Here is an 18,796-nt window from a genome sequence, read left to right as displayed (position 1 = left end):
TATCCTTCTATCAACAGAAACCGCAGTTTTATTTGAAACACTAACCGACAACAAAAAAGCGCAGCATAGTATCCTGCGCTTTTCCTACTGCTTCAACTATTTAGAGCTGTTGGAAGGCTTGCGTGAGATCTTCCAATAGATCGTTGATGTTTTCCAATCCAATGGATAGGCGAATCGTCTCTGGACGAATTTTGGCTGCTGCAAGTTCTTCTACGCTAAGCTGGGAATGGGTCGTCGAAGCTGGATGGATGATCAAGGACTTTGCATCCCCGACATTTGCCAGCAAAGAGAAGAGCTTGGTTGCGCCACAAAAGGTTTTGCTTGCTTCTGCCCCACCCTTTAATCCAAAGGAAAAGACGGAACTGGTCCCTTTGGGGAAATACTCCTGCGCCCGTTCAAAATAGGGGCTGTCCGGCAGTGTTGGGAAATGAACCCAAGAGACTTCCGAGTGCTTGGCTAAAAATTCAGCAACTTGTTGCGCATTTTCTACATGACGTTCCATCCGCAACGAAAGTGTCTCGATGCCTAACAGCAACACCCATGAATTGAAGGGAGAAATCGCAGCGCCTGTATCTCGTAAAAGAATCGTTCGTGCCCGAGTGATATAGGCAGCGTTACCAGCGGCTTCTACCCATGAGATTCCATGGTAGCTATGATCGGGATCAACCAGCTTGGGAAATTTGCCATTTGTCCAATCAAAGTTGCCGCTGTCGATAATGGCCCCTCCCAAAGCAGCACCGTGACCACCGAGGTATTTTGTCGTGGAATAAACGACGATGTCCGCCCCATGCTCAAATCCTCGAAACAGATAAGGAGTCGCAAAGGTATTGTCAATGATGAGGGGAATCCCTGCTTCATGAGCGATCGCTGCAATCTTTTTAAAGTCGGCAATATCAATATCTGGATTGCCTAAAGACTCTAGAAAAACTGCTTTAGTATTTTCTTGGATGGCTGCTTTTAGTGCTGCCAGATCTTCACTATCAACAAAGCTTGTAGTGATGCCAAAATCTGGCAACGTATGAGCGAATAAATTATAGGTCCCCCCATAAATTGAAGCAGCAGAAACGATATGATCTCCTGCTTGTGCAAGATTTAAAATCGCATAGGTGATCGCTGCTGAGCCAGAAGCCGTTGCTAACGCACCGACACCGCCTTCTAAGAGGGCTAGTCGTTCTTCTAGAACAGCCGTTGTCGGATTGGTAATACGGGTATAGATATTGCCATTCTCACTAAGACTAAATCTCGCTGCCGCTTGATCTGCGTCCTCAAACACATACGATGTGGTTTGATAAATGGGTACGGCGCGACTCCCTGTGGTAGGATCTGGTGTTTGTCCTCCGTGTAATTGAATCGTCTCAAATCTTTCTGTCATACTATTCCTCCTTAATAATACAAATAAAAAAGCCCTCTGATATCGAGATATCAAAGGACGTGTTTACGTGTTACCACCTTTATTCAAGCAGACTTTCCAGCATGCTTCTCAGCAAGTACGCGACAAATTAACGTCGTTATACTCTGACGCGATAGCGGGCGCACCCGGATCTTCTTATCTTTCGTACAAGTTCAGAAGATCACCTCTGAGGCCATTTTCGATTGATTCTACAAGTTCTTCTTGCACCCTACGAAGACTCTCTAGGCTTGCCAAATCAATGTACTTTCCTCATCAACGGTTGAAATATTAAGAGCATCGTATCATTTACAGAAGATTCTGTCAATAGCTTAGGATCGCTTTATTTTTGGTGATAAAAAAACTCGTTCACCAAATGATGAACGAGTTTCAAAAAGCTTAAATGTGGATTGGTAAACCTAGAGCTAACTCAGCAGCATCCATTGTGATCTCACCTAGAGATGGATGTGGATGGATGGTTAACGCGATATCTTCTGCGTTCATGCCAGATTCAATAGCAAGAGCAAGTTCTGAAACCATATCGCTTGCTCCTAAACCAGCAATTTGCGCACCGATGATCACATTGTCTTCAACCGTTGTTACTAAGCGAATGAATCCTTCGGTTTTTCCTAGAGATAAAGCACGACCGTTACCTGAGAATGGGAATTTGAATGCTTTTGCTTCAATTCCAGCATCCTTGGCATCTTTGATCGTCATACCGACAGAAGCCAATTCTGGGTCAGTAAAGGCAACTGCAGGCATCGCTTTGTAATCAACGGCAACTTTTTTGCCAGAGATTGCTTCAGCAGCGATTTTTGCTTCGTAGCTGGCTTTATGTGCTAATGCAGCACCAGGAACGATATCACCAATTGCGTAGATGTTTGATACGTTGGTACGGCCTTGTTTGTCAACCGTGATCAATCCGCGTTCGCCTACTTCAACACCTGCTTGTTCCAAGCCCATGTCATCAGTATTTGGACGACGGCCAACAGTAACCATCACGTAATCAGCAGTAACTGATTCTTCTTTACCATCTACGGCATATTTCACAGTTACGCTATCGCCATTGTCAATTGCTTCTTTCGCCATTGCGTTGGTAACGACTGTTACACCTTTTTTCGCAAAGTCTTCTTCAACCAATTTGACCATGTCTTTTTCATAGGTTGGCAAGATTTGAGGAGAACCTTCAAGGATTGTTACTTCTGCACCTAGGTTTGCATACGCTGCACCTAGTTCAGAACCGATGACACCGCCACCGATAACAACGAATTTTTTAGGAACTTCTTTTAATGCCAATCCGCCAGTTGAATCAAGGACACGTCCGCCGAATTTGAAACCAGGGATTTCAATTGGACGAGAACCTGTTGCGATGATTGCATTGTTGAAAGAGTAAGTTTGTGCTGAATCTGGGTGGATGACACGCAATGTGTGATCATCAACGAAGAAAGCTTCTCCTTCAATTGTTTCAACTTTATGTTTTTTCAATAGGAAACCAACACCAGAAGTTAATGTTTTAACGACTTTGTTGTCTTTCCATTCTTGTGTTTTGGTAAAATCAAGGGAAACATTTTCACTTGTTACACCAAACATTGTTGAATCCAAAGATTCTTGGTAATGATGACCTGCAGCGATCAAAGCTTTTGAAGGGATACAACCAACGTTTAAACAAACGCCGCCGATGTATTCTCTTTCAATGATTGCTACTTTTTGTCCCATTTCAGCAGCGCGGATGGCAGCTACATAGCCGCCAGGTCCCGCACCGATTACAACTGTATCTAATTCAACAGCAAAATCTCCAACTACCATTTGTTAATCATCCTTCCATCATTAATAGCTCTGGATCAGCTAATAGACGTTTGATATTATTCATTGCTTGTTGCGCTGTTGCGCCATCAACGATACGGTGGTCGAAGCTTAATGAAAGTTTCATCAGACGTCCGACAACGATTTCGCCTTCAGCGTTTACGATTGGTTGTTGCGCGATCGTACCTACACCCAAAATAGCTACTTCAGGGTAGTTGATTACTGGTGTGAACCAGCCGCCACCAACTGAACCGATGTTACTGATCGTGATGGTACCATTACGCATATCATCTGCAGCTAATTTGCCGTCATGAGCAAGTTTTGCTTTTTCGTTGATTTCATCAGCGATAGCAAACATGCCTTTACGATCTGCATCTTTTACGTTTGGTACATACAAACCATGGTCAGTATCTGTTGCGATACCGATGTTGTAATAGTTTTTGTATACGATCTCTTGTTTTGCATCATCGATCGACGCATTCAAGATAGGGAATTTTTTCACTGTTGCAGTCAATGCTTTCACAACATATGGTAAGAAAGTAAGTTTTGTGCCGTTTGCAGCAGCAACTTCTTTGAATTTCTTACGGTTATCCCATAGGTTTGTTACTTCAACTTCATCATGCAAGGTTACATGAGGTGCTGTTTGTTTGCTGTTTACCATCGCTTTAGCGATTGCTTTACGTGTAGGTGTTAAGGCAACACGTTCTTCTAAATCACCTAAGTTTGATTTGAAGGCTTTTGCTGGAGCTGCTGGTTTGCTTTCAGTTGCTGCAGCTTTTGTTTCTTCTTTCGCAGGAGCTTGAGTTTCAGCTTTTGCAGCTTGTCCGCCACCTGATAGGAAGTTTTCGATGTCTTCTTTTGTTACACGGCCGCCTTTACCTGTTGCTGATACTTGAGAAATATCAACATCTTTTTCGCGAGCGAATTGACGTACAGAAGGCATAGCCAAGACACGTTTGTTAGGATCTGCTGCTTCAACAACACTTGCTGAACCAGAAGTTTCCACTTTTTCTTTTGGTGCTTCTGCAGATGTGCTTGATGAAGCAGGCGCACTGTTGTGACCAGGTGCGTCGATTTCAACTAAAACATCCCCAACATTTGCGACTGTTCCTTCAGCAACAACGATGTTTTTCACTGTTCCTGTTACTGGAGATGGAATTTCTTCCACTGATTTGTCGTTTTGAACTTCAAGCAACGTATCATCTTCATTGATGGTATCTCCTGCTTTAACGAACCATTTTACGATTTCGCCTTCTGCAATTCCTTCACCGATATCTGGTAATTTGAATTGGAAAACGCCTGCGCCTTCAGAAGAACCAGCTGATGCTTCAGCCGTTTCCGTTGTAGGTTCTGCCGCTGGTTTTGCTGGTGTTTGAGACTCTGCTGCTACACCTTCATCGCCTTCGTTGTCTTCATGTCCTGGTGCATCGATCTCAACAAGGACATCCCCAACGTTTGCGACTGTACCTTCAGGGACAACGATGTTTTTAACTGTTCCTGTTACTGGAGATGGAATTTCTTCCACTGATTTATCATTTTGAACTTCTAGTAAGGTATCATCTTCATTGATGGTATCCCCTGCTTTGACGAACCATTTTACGATTTCGCCTTCTGCAATTCCTTCACCGATATCCGGTAATTTAAATTGAAATGCCATTTTCTATTCTTCCCTTCTTCAACTATTAAAAGTTCACGATTTCTTTCACTTTGTCTTCGATGTCTTTTGCATTTGGCAACCAAATGTTTTCAGCTTGACCGAATGGGAAGATCGTATCTGGTGCAGACACGCGTCCGATTGGAGCTTCTAGTGATAGAACCGCACGTTCAGAAATTTCAGAAACGACTTGAGCGCCAACACCTGCTTGTTTTTGTGCTTCTTGAACGACAACCACACGACCAGTTTTTTCAACTGATTTGATGATCGTTTCAACATCAAGAGGAGCAACTGTACGCAAGTCGATGATTTCAGCGTTGATGTTTTCTTTCGCTAAGTTGTCAGCAGCTTTGATTGCTTCACGAACCATCGCACCATAAGTGATGATGGAAACATCAGAACCTTCACGAGTTACTGCTGCTTTGTCTAAAGGAACTTCGTATGCTTCTTCTGGCACTTCTTCACGGAATGAACGGTAAAGTTTCATGTGCTCTAAGAAAACAACTGGGTCATTGCTGCGGATAGAAGCAATCAATAATCCTTTTGCATCATATGGGTTTGATGGAATAACGACACGGATACCAGGTGATTGAGCGATCAATCCTTCCAAGTTATCTGAGTGCAATTCTGGTGTGTGCACACCGCCACCAAATGGTGAACGAATAGTGATTGGTAAATTACGTGTACCACCCATACGGTAACGAGTACGCGCCATTTGACCAACGATTTCGTCAAAGGTTTCAAATACGAAACCAAAGAATTGGATTTCTGGAACTGGACGGAAACCTTCTAATGCTAAACCGAAAGCCAAGCCGCCGATACCAGATTCAGCAAGAGGGGTATCGAAGACACGATCTTCGCCGAATTTTTCTTGTAAACCTTCTGTTGCACGGAAAACCCCGCCGTTTTTACCGACATCTTCACCAAAGACTAAAATCTCTTTGTCATTTTCCATTTCAACAGCTAAGGCATCTGTAATTGCTTGAATCATTGTTTTTTGTGCCATGACTATTTCGACTCCTTCGCTTCATAAGTTGCAATTTGTTCTTTAATGTTTTGTGGTTGAACTTCAAACATGTTTTTCAAGAAATCTGAAACTTTTTGTTTTGGCACGCGGTCAGCTTCAGCGATCGCTGCTTTGATTTCTTCTTTTGTTTGTTCAATGACTTGTTCTTCTTTTTCTTCAGACCAAAGTCCTTTTTCAGTTAGGTAAGTACGGAAACGTACCAATGGATCTTTTTGTTGCCATTCGCTGTCCATGTCTTTTGAACGGTAACGGGTTGGATCATCACCAGACAATGTATGTGGACCGTAACGGTAAGTCAAGGTTTCGATCAATACAGGACCGTTGCCGTTTGCTGCCCATTCACGAGCTGCTTTAGAAACATAGTACACTGCCAATGGATCCATACCGTCAACTTGGATACCAGGGATCCCAGCTGCTGCTGCTTTTTGTGCCAATGTTGGTGCCGCACTTTGTACTTCACGAGGTGTAGAGATCGCAAAACCATTGTTTTGGATGTAGAATACAGCGTTTGCATGGTATGCCCCTGCAAAGTTGATTGCTTCATAGAAGTCCCCTTGTGAAGAACCGCCATCACCTGTATAAGTGAATACAACATTTTTCTTATTGCGTTTTTTCAATCCTAAAGCAACGCCGGCTGCTTGGACGTATTGTGCACCGATGATGATTTGTGGTGGCAATGCTTTTAAATCTTCTGGGTAAAGGTTCCCGGCAACGTGACCACGTGACCATAAGAACGCTTCTTTCAATGGCAGACCGTGTTGGATCAATTGTGGTACATCACGGTAACCAGGTAATAGAACGTCTTCTTTTTCAAAAGCAAATTGACTTGCTAATTGGCTTGCTTCTTGTCCAGCAGTTGGCGCGAAGAAACCTAGACGACCTTGACGGTTTAACGCAGTTGAGCGTTGGTCTAATACACGAGACCATACCATACGAGTCATCAATTCAACTAATTCGTCGTCACTTAAATCTGGTACTAACTCTTGATTTACAATTTTCCCGTCTTTGTCCAAAGCTTGGTAAGTTGGAAAATCCGCATTGACTTGCTCCAAAATCGCTTGGAAATCAAGTGCTTTTTGTTTTTTTGCCATCTTGACACACTTTCCTCTCTGATATAAAAATTCACTTTCGTATGTAACAGGGTTTAAATCTGTACTATCGAAATTTCATTTACTCTTATAAATTATCATTTAACTTCGAAAATGACAAGTGAAAAGGGTATTTTTTTTAATAAAACAATTCCCACTGTAGCAACTCTTAAGAAAACATTAGTGAAATTAATCACATTAAAGCAATCGCTTTCTTCAATTTTTTCTTTTCAGATTCTTTTTTTTATTTAAGAATAGTACAGCAATCATCATTTGGCTAAACAGATTTACCATTAACCTCCTTTTATTACTTGTGAAGGATTCGACTTGAATCAAAAAGAATTTTCTTAAGATGAGAAAAAAATAATACAGAGATCGGATAAAAAGAAACAGATCGGCAATTCTCCCCTCCATAGGAAGAACGCCGACCTGTTTTTTTAAATCCATTCTTTCGTTACATGAATATAAATGCGTTTGGCAAATTCAACTGTTACTAAATAAGCGAAATTGATACCAATAAACCATGGCCAGTAGCTTGATGGCAGCGCCGCAAAATCGAAGACGGTGTGCAATGGCGTCAAGATAACTAAGAAGCCAACTGCAATTGCTAGGACGCTGGAGATCAGGACTGCCGGTGAAGCAATACTATTGATAAATGGTAATTTTCTTGTTCGGATCATGTGAACGACTAAGGTTTGTGTCGTTAAGCCGATCATAAACCATCCTGCTTGGAACAAGGCTTGCTCTTGGATCGTATTTGCACTGAAGACATGCCACATCACAAAGAAGGTCAAAATATCAAAGATGCTGCTGACCGGTCCAATGCCGACGGTAAACTTCAATAGTCCGCCTACTTGCCATTTAACTGGTTTTTCTAACTCTGCTTTGTCTACGTTATCCCATGGAATCGTCAATTGTGCCATATCGTACACCAAGTTTTGAACCAACAATTGAATGGACAACATTGGTAAGAAAGGTAAAAAGGCACTAGCAACTAAGATCGAGAAGACATTCCCGAAGTTCGAACTCAACGTCATTTTGATGTACTTCATCATATTGGTAAATACTTTGCGCCCTTCGATGACCCCTTTATCAAGGACATTTAAACTTTTTTCTAATAAAATGATCGAGCTGGCATCTTTGGTGATATCTGCTGCTGTATCAACCGAGATGCCAACATCTGCCGTGCGTAAAGCAGGCGCATCGTTGATGCCATCTCCCATAAAGCCAACCGTATGGCCTGCTGCTTGAATGGTTTCAATGATTCGTGATTTTTGCATTGGGTTTAATTTTGCAAACAGATTGGTTTTTGCAGCTTTCGCTGCTAACTCTTCATCTGATAGATGATCAATATCGGTTCCCAATAAGTATTCACCTGCATCGATACCAACATCTCGGCAAACTTTTTGCGCAACGATCGCATTATCTCCAGTCAACACTTTGACATTGATGCCATGACCATGTAAAGAAGCAATCGCTGTTTTGGCTGTTTCTTTTGCTGGATCTAAGAAGCCCATAAAGCCAATCATGATCATGTCTTGTTCGTCTGCTACAGAATAAACGGCATCTGCGTGGGCATCGCGTTTTACGGCAACCGTTAACACACGCATCCCTTGTTTATTCAAGCGCAGGTTCACTTGACGTAATTGCTCTCTCAATTGAGGAGTCAGTTCCATCACTTTGCCATCAACTTCTACGTACTTGCAGACTTGTTCCATTTCTTCAGCTGCACCTTTTGTGACCATCAGTTGATGACCATCCGCATTGACAACAACCGTCAAGCGACGACGTGAAAAGTCAAAAGGAATCTCATCGATTTTTGTCACATCGTTAAATGGCGCTGCCAAACCTTCTTCTTCATAGTAGTTTAGCACTGCGATATCCATCAGGTTTTTCCACCCTGTTTGATAGTAAGAATTTAAATAGGTCATATCAAGAACTTGTTTATCTTCTACGCCAAACGGGTTTAAATGTTGTACCAGCACGACACGATCTTCGGTGATCGTACCCGTTTTATCGGTACATAGGACATCCATTGCACCTAAGTTTTGAATCGAAGGCAATTCTTTGACGATCACTTTTTCTTTTGACAAAGAGATCGCCCCTTTGGCTAAGTTACTGGTAACGATCATTGGTAGCATTTCTGGCGTCAAACCAACTGCTACTGCAATCGCGAAGAACAACGCTTCGCCCCAATCACCCTTGGTTAATCCATTGATCAGTAAAACGATTGGGAAAAGAACCATGACCATTCGCAACAATAGTTTGCTGACTTTCGTTAAGCCATCTTCAAAGGTTGTTTTGCCGCGTTTCGTGGTAGCATTTTTAGCAATATCGCCAAAGAATGTACTTTGACCGGTTTTCAAAATAATGGCTTTTCCTTGACCACTTAAGACATCGGTACCCATGAAAACAAGATCTTGCATATCTAGTGCAGAAATTTGTTCATCGCTTTCTTTGATCCCAGCATCGACAAATTTTTCAACGGGCATTGATTCGCCTGTTAATGAAGATTGATTGATAAATAAATCTTTGGTCCAAATCAAGATCGCATCCGCAGGGATCATGTCGCCAGTTGCTAAGGTGACGATGTCTCCTGGAACGACTTCATCCATTGGAATTTCTCTCGTGATTCCATCTCTGGTTACGGAACAAGTATTTTCAATAAGTTCTTTTAACGCTAAGCTTGCTTTTTGGGAACGGTATTCTTGGACGAAAGTAATCATGACACTGGCTAAAATCATGATTCCCATCACAATCACTGCTTCAATATCGCCTGTTACAAAAGAAATAATCATTAATAGGGCTAAAACTAACACAAAGGGATCTTTAAAAGCGCCTAAGATCATCAACCAAGCGGGTATTGGTTTTTGTGCGTCGACTTTATTTGGACCATACTCTGCTAAACGTTCTGCAGCATCTTCTTTCGATAACCCTTGGAAGGAGGTCCGCATCTCCATCAATAATTCTCTTTCGGTCAATTTTGCAAGTAATTTTAGTTCTTGATCTTTCGATAGTTTTTTTAACATCTTTTTTTCCTCCTAGCACTTAGGAGTTGCTTACGCCACCCCTAGCGATTCGATAACTACTCCGCTGTTTCATCTGGGGACTGGGGTATTCCATGTGAATCTTCCTTTCTTTTTATTAGGTAAGTCACTGTGGAACGCGCGCAAAAGACACAAAAAAACGCACGCTCCCAATAAGCATGCGTAAAAAACTCATGATCATTGTAGAGCTTTAGCACTATAGGGCGTAGATAGCAAATTTGCTATCAGCTGCTTTGGGTTTAACCTTCACGATTAGACCTGTCCTACCAACTAAGCATCTCTCGATGCTTTTGCGGCAGCAGCTTGTGTCCATATAGGAGCCTCACCTAACAATTATTTGTATAAAATGTCAGTTCGCCGGAAGTCTTTCTTCCAACTACCCACATAATAACTGCTATCCTAACCAATGTCAACAGCATCTAAGGAAAAAAGTACCCTTTTTTCAAAGTTTTCCATAGGTTTTCAAATGAAAGGTCTTACAATAAAATAACAACGTTAAAGAACTGATGTGATTTTATACTTGATAAACCTTTATATACGAGCAGATGAACAGAAATCCTTTCAAAGCGAAACTCACACTTAATCAAGCTTCTTCGTTTGTCACAATCAACGAAAAAATGGAAACGGCGTTCCCGCAGGTTTCATGTATATAAAAAGACAGCCATTTAACAAACAGCTGCCTCTTTCTCTATGTTCCCCTATACTGTGAGAATTATTATTCACTCTAGCTCTCACGAAAAATGATCGGCTAAAATTTGCAGGATTCGCTGGCTTGCTTTCCCATCGCCGTATGGATTCTCTGCATGTGCCATGGCATTGTAAGCTTCTGGATCTTCTAGAAGTCGCTTTGTTTCCTGATAAACCGCAGCTTCAGACGTACCGATCAGTTTTAACGTACCTGCAGCAATGCCTTCTGGACGCTCTGTTGTATCTCGCAAGACCAAAACAGGAACGCCTAATGACGGCGCTTCTTCTTGGACACCACCGGAATCCGTCAAAATCAAGGTACTTTGATTCGCAACGTTATGAAAATCAATGACATCTAAAGGCTCAATCAACGTAACATTTGCTAGTTCCCCAAGAATCTCCTGAGCAATCCCTCGGACTTGGGGATTCTTGTGCATAGGGAAAACCACTTTGATCGTTGGCTTCTCCTTTGCGATCTGCGCTAAAGCACGAAAGACCTGCTGCATCGGAGCACCTAAGTTTTCTCGACGATGCATTGTTAATAGGATCATGGTTTGATCTGCTGCGGAAAGTTCTGGATGCTGGTATTCCTCCGAGATCGTATAACGCATCGCATCAATGGCGGTATTACCTGTTACATAAATCGCAGCCTCATTGCGGTTTTCAGCCAGCAGATTTTTTTTGCTTTGGGAAGTTGGCGCAAAATAAAAATCAGCTAAGACATCGATTAACTGACGATTGGCTTCTTCTGGATAAGGAGATTTTTTGTTCCATGTGCGCAAACCGGCTTCCACATGACCCACAGGAATTTGCTGATAAAAGGCGGCCGTCGCGGCTGCATAAGCGGTGGTCGTATCCCCATGAACCAGCACGATATCAGGAGTTTCTTTTTGGAGGATCGGTTCTAGATCCAGCAAAACTTTGGTGGTGATCCCTGTCAAGGTTTGCCCTAAAGTCATAATATCCAGATCATAGTCTGGTGCGATCTCAAAAACCGTTAATACTTGATCCAACATTTCTCGATGCTGCGCCGTCACCACAACGATCGATTCAAAACGCGGGTCGTTTTCCAATTCCTTTACTAGTGGCGCCATTTTGATGGCTTCCGGTCTGGTACCGAACACTGACATCACTTTGATTGTCATTTGGTCACCCGCTCCTCTACTCTTCATTGCTTCTATTATAACGAAGAAAACAGAAAAACAAAATGGTTCTTCTTACAAAAAAAGAAACGACCAATAGAAGGTCGCTTCTTTAGTATCCTGTTTAGATCGTATCTCCATTGAAAATCGAATTTTTCACGATTACGTAATCCACTTTACGAATCGATTCTAAATCTTTTCCACCTGCATAAGAGATCGATGACTGCAAGTCTTGCTGCATTTCAACTAACGTGTCTTTCAAAGAACCTTTGTATTGAATCCAAATTTTCTTTCCTTCCACGTTTTTCTTTTCACCTTTTTGAAATTCTGATGCAGAACCAAAGTATTCTTTCATCACAACGCCGTTTTCTACCTTGGTTTCCCCTGGTGATTCTTCATGACCTGCAAACAATGAACCGATCATGACCATTGTTGCACCGAAACGGACAGATTTAGCGATATCGCCGTGTGTCCGAATGCCGCCATCTGCAATGATTGGTTTGCGAGCAGCTTTGGCACACCAGCGTAGTGCTGCTAACTGCCAGCCGCCAGTTCCGAAACCAGTTTTGATTTTTGTGATACAAACTTTCCCAGGTCCAATGCCGACTTTCGTTGCATCTGCACCAGCGTTTTCCAATTCACGAACTGCTTCTGGTGTTCCAACATTTCCAGCGATCACAAACGTTGCTGGCAAATGCTTCTTGATGTGTTGGATCATATTGATCACGGCGTTTGAGTGGCCATGAGCAATATCGATCGTAATAAAATCAGGAACAAGCTCTTTGTCAGCTAGTTCTTCCACAAAGGCATATTCATTTTCTTTGACACCTACGCTGATAGAAGCAATCAAGCCACGGCTCTTCATTTTTTTGATAAATGGAATCCGTGCTTCTTCATCAAAGCGGTGCATAATATAAAAATAGCCATTTTCAGCTAAAAATTCTGCGATCGAATCATCAATAATCGTTTGCATATTTGCAGGAACGACAGGCATCTTAAAAGAGTGTCCGCCTAATGTCACCGTGGTATCACATTCTGAACGACTGTTCACGATACACTTGTTAGGAATCAGTTGTATATCTTCGTAATCAAAAACTTTCATGTCAAACATAAAAATATCCTCCAAATCTTACTAAGAGTGAAGCAAGCATCAAATGGCATCAGCCTATTTTTAACGCCCACAACAATTTAAACCACCTAGAAGTGAAATACAAGCTTTTTAGAAATACTTTTTGAAAAAAAAGGATGAATGTTCGTCTTTTACGAACATTCATCCTTATAAGTACTGAAAAAAACGGGATTTACTAATAAATTACGGCAAGATGTTCCCTGCTGCTTTATACACCTCATACCATTCATGGCGAGTCAATACGATCGAAGATGCTTGCGCGATTTCTTCGATCCGATGCGGGGTCATCGTTCCAGCAATCACTTGCATGTTTGCAGGATGACGTAAGATCCACGCAGAAGCAATACCTGTCGGTGTCGTTTGATACTTGTCCGCTAGTTCAGTCAATTTTTCGTTCAACTCTGGGAATTTCTCATTACCGATAAAGACACCTTCGAAGAAACCATACTGATACGGAGACCAAGCTTGGATCGTCATCTCATGCAAGCGAGAATATTCAAGAATTTCTCCATCATGATCGACACTACCAGCATCCGTCATGTTGACATGAATTCCTTGATCGATCATTCCCGTATGCATGATCCCGAATTGCAGCTGATTCGCTACTAAAGGTTGAGAAACATATTTTTTCAACAATTCGATTTGACCAGGTTTTTGATTGCTGACACCGAAGTATTTCACTTTGCCGTCTTTTTCTAATTGATCAAAGGCAGCTGCCACTTCTTCTGGTTCAAACAAAGTATCAGGGCGATGCAATAGTAGCGCATCCAAATGATCGGTTTTCAAACGCTGTAAACTACCTTCCACGGAAGAAATGATATGTTCTTTCGAAAAATCAAACATTTCACCTGGAACGATGCCACATTTTGATTGAATGAACAACTCTTCTCTTTTGGCATCCGTTTTTGCTAACGCTTCCGCAAAAATCGTTTCACACTCCCCGCGCCCATAGATATCGGCATGGTCAAAAAAGGTAATGTCATTTTCAATCGCTGTCGTCAATACTTTCACTGGGTCTTTGGCATTGTTGATTCGCATCAAACCTAAAATCACGCTAGATACTTCTAAATCAGTGGGACCGAATGTAATTTTTTTCACGTAAAGTTCCTCCTTATTTAAACTACATTCTTATTTTAGCACAACAAGATGAAAACGCTACACCAACGTCAAAAAAACCTCCTATAAAATGAAACCCACCAGCACAACCGATTGGTTCTACTGGCAGTCATCCTTTACTTTCAATTTGCATTACGCATTGAAACGTTCTTTACTTCATCGCCTTTGATGAGTTGCTATAGTGTAAGGCTTTGTCACCAATGTCATTTCGATAAAACAAACCCGACAAAGGCAATTTATTGATTGCTTCATAGACGTTCTTTTGTGCAGTAGCTAAATCCTCAGCTGAAGCTTCCACAAGAAAAACACGACCACCAGCTGCCGTCAAATCGCCTTGATCAGCAGTCTCCTCCACTCCTGCATAAAAGAATTGTGTTCCTTCTCCTTGAGGAGATGGAACAGGCATTCCTTGCTGATACTTGCCAGGATATCCTTGCGATGCAATCACGACACCGATCGAAGCTGCTTGATTCCAGCGAATCGCGGGCTCTCGATCCTGCAAGAGATCATCAATGATCTGTGCCAGGCTACTATCTAAACGACTTAACACGACTTGCGTTTCTGGATCACCAAAACGAGCATTAAATTCAATGACTTTCGGTCCTTCATTAGTAGCAATCAGACCTGCATAAAGAATACCAGTAAATGGTGTCTTATTACGAATCATCCCTTTTGCTGCAGGAAGTAAAACTTCTTTGACCGCTTGATCGACCATTTCTTGCGGAATCTGCGGTACTGGTGTGTACGCCCCCATACCTCCTGTATTCGGCCCTAAATCGCCATCAAACGCACGTTTATGGTCTTGGGCAATGACCATTGGATAGACGGCTTCGTCCTTAACAAACGCCAAGAGCGAAAACTCTTCGCCAGCCAAAAACTCTTCGATCACCACTTTTGCACCACTTTCACCAAAAGCATTTTGCTCCAGCATCGCTTCGACAGCTGCATTCGCCTCATCAACGGTTTCAGCAACAACTACGCCTTTGCCTGCCGCTAAGCCATCCGCTTTGATAACGATCGGTGCACCTTTAAGTTGGATATATGCTTTTGCTTGCGCACTATCTGTAAAGCTTTGATAGTCAGCTGTTGGAATGTGATTGGCACGCATCAATTCTTTGGCAAACTCTTTTGATCCTTCGATCATCGCTGCTTGTCGATTGGGACCAAAAATTTCCAAGCCCGCCACCTGAAAATCATCTACGATGCCATTTAGTAATGGAACTTCTGGACCAACGAAGGTCCAATCAACCTCCTGCTCTTGAGCAAAAGCAATCAAACCTTCATGATCGGACTCTTCAATTGCGACTGTCACGATCCCGTCTTTTCGCATTCCAGGATTGCCCATTGCACAAAAGACTGTTTCAACTTGAGGGTCTTGCAGAAACTTTTTTGCGACGGCATGTTCTCTGCCACCACTACCAATAACAAGTATTTTCATCGTCTTCTCCTATTTCTTAGTGTTTAAAATGACGAACACCAGTAAAGACCATCGCCACACCGTACTTATCTGCCATGTCGATCGATTCTTGATCTTTGATACTACCACCAGGTTGAATAATCGCTTTGATTCCTTGTTGTGCTGCATATTCGACACTGTCATCCATCGGGAAAAAGGCATCGCTTGCCAGCACTGAACCAGCCAATTTATTGTTTTCACGGGCTTGTTCCACAGCGATTTTCACTGAACCAACGCGGTTCATTTGACCAGCACCGATCCCGACGGTTTGCTGTTGATTGGCTAAAACGATCGCATTGGACTTCACGTGTTTCACCGCTTTCCAAGCAAATGCCAAGGCTGCGATTTCTTCTGGTGTCGGCTGTCTTTTGGTCACCACGGTCCAATCTGCTGGTGACTCCATTTGATCGTCTGGTTCTTGCACCAATAAGCCCCCAAGGACAGAGACAACTTCTGGCTGTTTGGCTGCTTTTTCGAAATCAACAACCAGCAAGCGCAGATTTTTTTTCTTCGTTAGGATTTCAAGTGCTCCTTCTTCAAATGCAGGTGCAATAATAATCTCAAGAAAAATCCGCTGCAGCTGCTGCGCAGTTGCCACATCAACTGGACGATTTAAGACGATAATCCCGCCAAAAATCGACACTGGGTCTGCTTCGTAAGCTTCTTGGAAAGCTTCAGCAATCGTTTCTCCACTTCCGATTCCACATGGATTCATGTGCTTTAGGGCTACTGCAGTTGGCTCTGTAAATTCTTCTGCGATCCGTAAGGCAGCGTCAGCATCTTTAATGTTGTTGTAAGACAATTCTTTGCCGTGGATTTGTTTTGCGCTGGCAATCGAATAAGGCACGGGTAATGCGTCTTGATAGAAGGAAGCTTTCTGATGACTATTTTCACCATAACGCAATGTTTGTTTCAAAACATAGGTTTTCGTCAAGTTCTCCGTTTCTGTTTCAGCCACCGCTTTGGTCAAGTATTCACCAATCAAGGCATCGTAGGCTGCGGTATGGCGGAAGACTTTGGCAGCTAATTTCTTTCTTGATGCCAACGTCGTATTGCCTTCCTTCAGCTCAGTTAAAACCCAGTCGTAATCCTTGGGATCAACGACAACAGTTACTGAGGCATGGTTTTTCGCCGCAGAACGCAGCATGCTTGGTCCGCCGATGTCGATATTTTCGATTGCGTCGGCTTCTGTGACATCAGGCTTGCTGATCGTTTCTTTAAATGGATAAAGATTGGCGACAACGAGGTCGATCGGTAAAATACCGTGCTCAGCCATTGCCTCCATATGAGAAGGCAGATCACGTCGCCCTAACAGACCACCATGCACCCGCGGATGTAGCGTTTTTACCCTACCGTCCATCATTTCAGGAAATTCTGTGATCGCTTCGATGCCGATCGGTTGAAGCCCTGCTTCCTCCAAGACGGTTTTGGTCCCGCCAGTTGAAATGATCTCAAATCCTAAATTGGTCAATTCTTGGACAAATGGTACCAGTCCTTCTTTGTCAGACACACTGATTAATGCACGTTTATTCACGATTTGATAGCCCCTTTTCCACAATTTCAGCTAAAACAGCTGGATAGATTTGGTGTTCCACTTGATGAATTTTCTCTGTCACACTTGTTAACGTATCGTCGGTGTCAATCCGAACGATTTCTTGGGCAATGATTGGCCCTGTATCAATGCCAGCATCGACATAATGAACCGTAACCCCCGTCACTTTCACGCCATAAGCGAAGGCATCGGCAATCCCAGATTTGCCTGGGAAGCTCGGCAACAACGAGGGATGGATATTGATGACTCTGCCTTCATAAGCGGATAATAGGGTGTTCCCGATGATCCGCATATACCCAGCTAAAACAATAAAATCGATGGCATGATACTGCAATTCTTCGATCAATTTCCTTTCAAAGGCTGCTTTTGACGCAAAAGCCGCTGGCTCCAAGACAAGCGTTTCATAGTCTCTTGCGCGGGCTTTTTCTATCACTGGCGCTGCAGGTTTATCGGAAAAGACCAATCCGATCTGCGCCCCTTTGATTTCATTAGCCTGGATCGCATCGGCGATCGCTGTAAAATTGCTGCCCGTTCCAGAAGCAAAGACGGCGATCCTCATCGGACTGCCTCTTTAAAGCAGACAGCTTCGTTGTCACGTTTCGTCACTTTACCGATCCGATACGCTGGTTCTTCATTGGCAGATAGAAGCGCCATTACTGCCGCAACATTTTCTGGCGCAACGGCTAAGACCATACCGATCCCCATGTTGAAAATCTCGAACATTTCTTGGTGAGGAATCGCGCCATGAGCAGCGATCAGATCAAATATCGACAACTGCGGCCAAGTGTCTAAGGAGATTTCTGCCGCCAGACCTTCAGGCAGCATCCGCGGGATATTTTCAACAAAGCCGCCACCAGTGATATGAGAAATTCCAGCTAGCAATCCTTCTGTCAATAAAGGCTTCAATGCATCCACGTAAATTCTCGTTGGCGTCAATAAACTTTCTGCAAGTGTTTGGTTGTCAAGTTCTGCAAATGTTTCTGCTCCTGTATAGCCATGCTGTTCAAAAAAGACTTTTCTGACTAAAGAGTACCCATTCGAGTGAATGCCTGATGAAGGCAAACCAATCAGCTCATCGCCTTCTTTGATGGTTTCTCCAGTGATCAAGCGACTTTTTTCGACGATTCCTACGGCAAAGCCAGCAAGATCATATTCTTCTGGTTGGTACATTCCCGGCATTTCAGCGGTTTCCCCACCAATCAGGGCAGCACCCGCTTGCACACAGCCCTCTGCGACACCAACAATGATTTGTTCGATCTTTGCAGGATCGTTTTTACCGACTGCAACATAGTCAAGGAAGTAGATAGGTTCTGCCCCTTGAGCGACGATATCATTCACGCACATTGCGACACAATCAATGCCGATCGTTGTGTGCTGTTCTTGCTGGATCGCCAATAAAAGCTTAGTTCCTACACCATCTGTCCCAGAAACGAGTACTGGTTCTTTCAATTGGTACGATGATAAGTCAAAACAGCCACCAAAACCCCCGATTGCCCCCATCACGCCTAGACGTTCTGTTCGTTTCACATGCTTTTTGATCCGTTCGACTACTTCATAACCGGCTTCGACATCGACACCGGCTTTTGCATATGCATTTGCCACGTTTGTTCCTCCTCAATCATTCATCCGCTTTTCTTCATTCAGCTCATTCGTCGTTAACGCAAGTAAACCAGCGGTCCTTCACTGCTTCGTTTGAAAAACCATTTTT

At 43.0% G+C, this 18,796-nt stretch carries 13 protein-coding genes, 1 riboswitch and 1 other annotated feature; all 13 genes read right to left on the bottom strand.

What is annotated here, in order from left to right; translation table 11 throughout:
- Positions 1 to 100: 100 nt before the first annotated feature.
- The gene (locus ECA1_RS07785) at positions 101 to 1,372 is read right to left on the bottom strand and encodes an O-acetylhomoserine aminocarboxypropyltransferase/cysteine synthase family protein (protein ID WP_016613342.1); all 1,272 of its coding nucleotides are present in this window, start codon (positions 1,370 to 1,372) and stop codon (positions 101 to 103) included.
- Positions 1,373 to 1,422: 50 nt separating this feature from the next.
- Positions 1,423 to 1,676: a binding site (T-box leader), on the bottom strand.
- Between the two features lie 110 nt (positions 1,677 to 1,786).
- Positions 1,787 to 3,193, bottom strand: coding sequence for a dihydrolipoyl dehydrogenase (gene lpdA, locus ECA1_RS07780; protein ID WP_005230052.1), 1,407 nt, complete (start codon positions 3,191 to 3,193; stop codon positions 1,787 to 1,789).
- A gap of 7 nt (positions 3,194 to 3,200) precedes the next feature.
- A complete protein-coding gene (locus tag ECA1_RS07775; protein ID WP_060792150.1) occupies positions 3,201 to 4,847 on the bottom strand; it encodes a dihydrolipoyllysine-residue acetyltransferase in 1,647 nt (548 codons plus the stop codon).
- Positions 4,848 to 4,872: 25 nt separating this feature from the next.
- The gene (locus ECA1_RS07770; RefSeq protein WP_005230047.1) at positions 4,873 to 5,850 is read right to left on the bottom strand and encodes an alpha-ketoacid dehydrogenase subunit beta; all 978 of its coding nucleotides are present in this window, start codon (positions 5,848 to 5,850) and stop codon (positions 4,873 to 4,875) included.
- Between the two features lie 2 nt (positions 5,851 to 5,852).
- Positions 5,853 to 6,962 (bottom strand): pyruvate dehydrogenase (acetyl-transferring) E1 component subunit alpha, encoded by a 1,110-nt coding sequence (gene pdhA, locus ECA1_RS07765; protein WP_005231936.1) that lies wholly within the window; start codon positions 6,960 to 6,962, stop codon positions 5,853 to 5,855.
- Positions 6,963 to 7,396: 434 nt separating this feature from the next.
- Positions 7,397 to 9,988 (bottom strand): magnesium-translocating P-type ATPase, encoded by a 2,592-nt coding sequence (gene mgtA, locus ECA1_RS07755; protein ID WP_060792148.1) that lies wholly within the window; start codon positions 9,986 to 9,988, stop codon positions 7,397 to 7,399.
- 187 nt (positions 9,989 to 10,175) lie between these two features.
- A riboswitch (M-box (ykoK) riboswitch) is annotated at positions 10,176 to 10,347 on the bottom strand.
- Positions 10,348 to 10,737: 390 nt separating this feature from the next.
- Complete coding sequence (wecB, locus tag ECA1_RS07750; RefSeq protein WP_016611033.1) at positions 10,738 to 11,838, bottom strand: non-hydrolyzing UDP-N-acetylglucosamine 2-epimerase; 1,101 nt, start codon at positions 11,836 to 11,838, stop codon at positions 10,738 to 10,740.
- A 121-nt stretch (positions 11,839 to 11,959) separates the two neighbouring features.
- Positions 11,960 to 12,937 carry a GMP reductase gene (gene guaC / locus ECA1_RS07745; protein WP_005230038.1) on the bottom strand — a complete coding sequence of 326 codons (978 nt, stop codon included), beginning with the start codon at positions 12,935 to 12,937 and terminating at the stop codon, positions 11,960 to 11,962.
- 210 nt (positions 12,938 to 13,147) lie between these two features.
- Positions 13,148 to 14,062 (bottom strand): aldo/keto reductase, encoded by a 915-nt coding sequence (locus ECA1_RS07740; protein WP_060792147.1) that lies wholly within the window; start codon positions 14,060 to 14,062, stop codon positions 13,148 to 13,150.
- Between the two features lie 169 nt (positions 14,063 to 14,231).
- Positions 14,232 to 15,518: a phosphoribosylamine--glycine ligase gene (gene purD, locus ECA1_RS07735; protein ID WP_060792146.1), complete on the bottom strand. Its 1,287-nt coding sequence runs from the start codon at positions 15,516 to 15,518 to the stop codon at positions 14,232 to 14,234.
- A gap of 16 nt (positions 15,519 to 15,534) precedes the next feature.
- Positions 15,535 to 17,070 (bottom strand): bifunctional phosphoribosylaminoimidazolecarboxamide formyltransferase/IMP cyclohydrolase, encoded by a 1,536-nt coding sequence (purH, locus tag ECA1_RS07730; protein WP_060792145.1) that lies wholly within the window; start codon positions 17,068 to 17,070, stop codon positions 15,535 to 15,537.
- Entirely contained in the window at positions 17,063 to 17,647 is a 585-nt protein-coding gene (purN, locus tag ECA1_RS07725) for a phosphoribosylglycinamide formyltransferase (RefSeq protein WP_010749592.1), read from the bottom strand. Before purN ends, purH begins: the two co-directional genes overlap by 8 nt.
- Entirely contained in the window at positions 17,644 to 18,690 is a 1,047-nt protein-coding gene (gene purM / locus ECA1_RS07720; RefSeq protein WP_060792144.1) for a phosphoribosylformylglycinamidine cyclo-ligase, read from the bottom strand. The genes purN and purM overlap by 4 nt, the downstream gene beginning before the upstream one ends.
- Positions 18,691 to 18,796 lie beyond the last annotated feature (106 nt).

The organism is Enterococcus casseliflavus NBRC 100478, from assembly GCF_001544095.1.
GTDB classification, from domain to species: domain Bacteria; phylum Bacillota; class Bacilli; order Lactobacillales; family Enterococcaceae; genus Enterococcus_D; species Enterococcus_D casseliflavus.
This window is presented reverse-complemented; position numbering and strand designations above follow the sequence as displayed.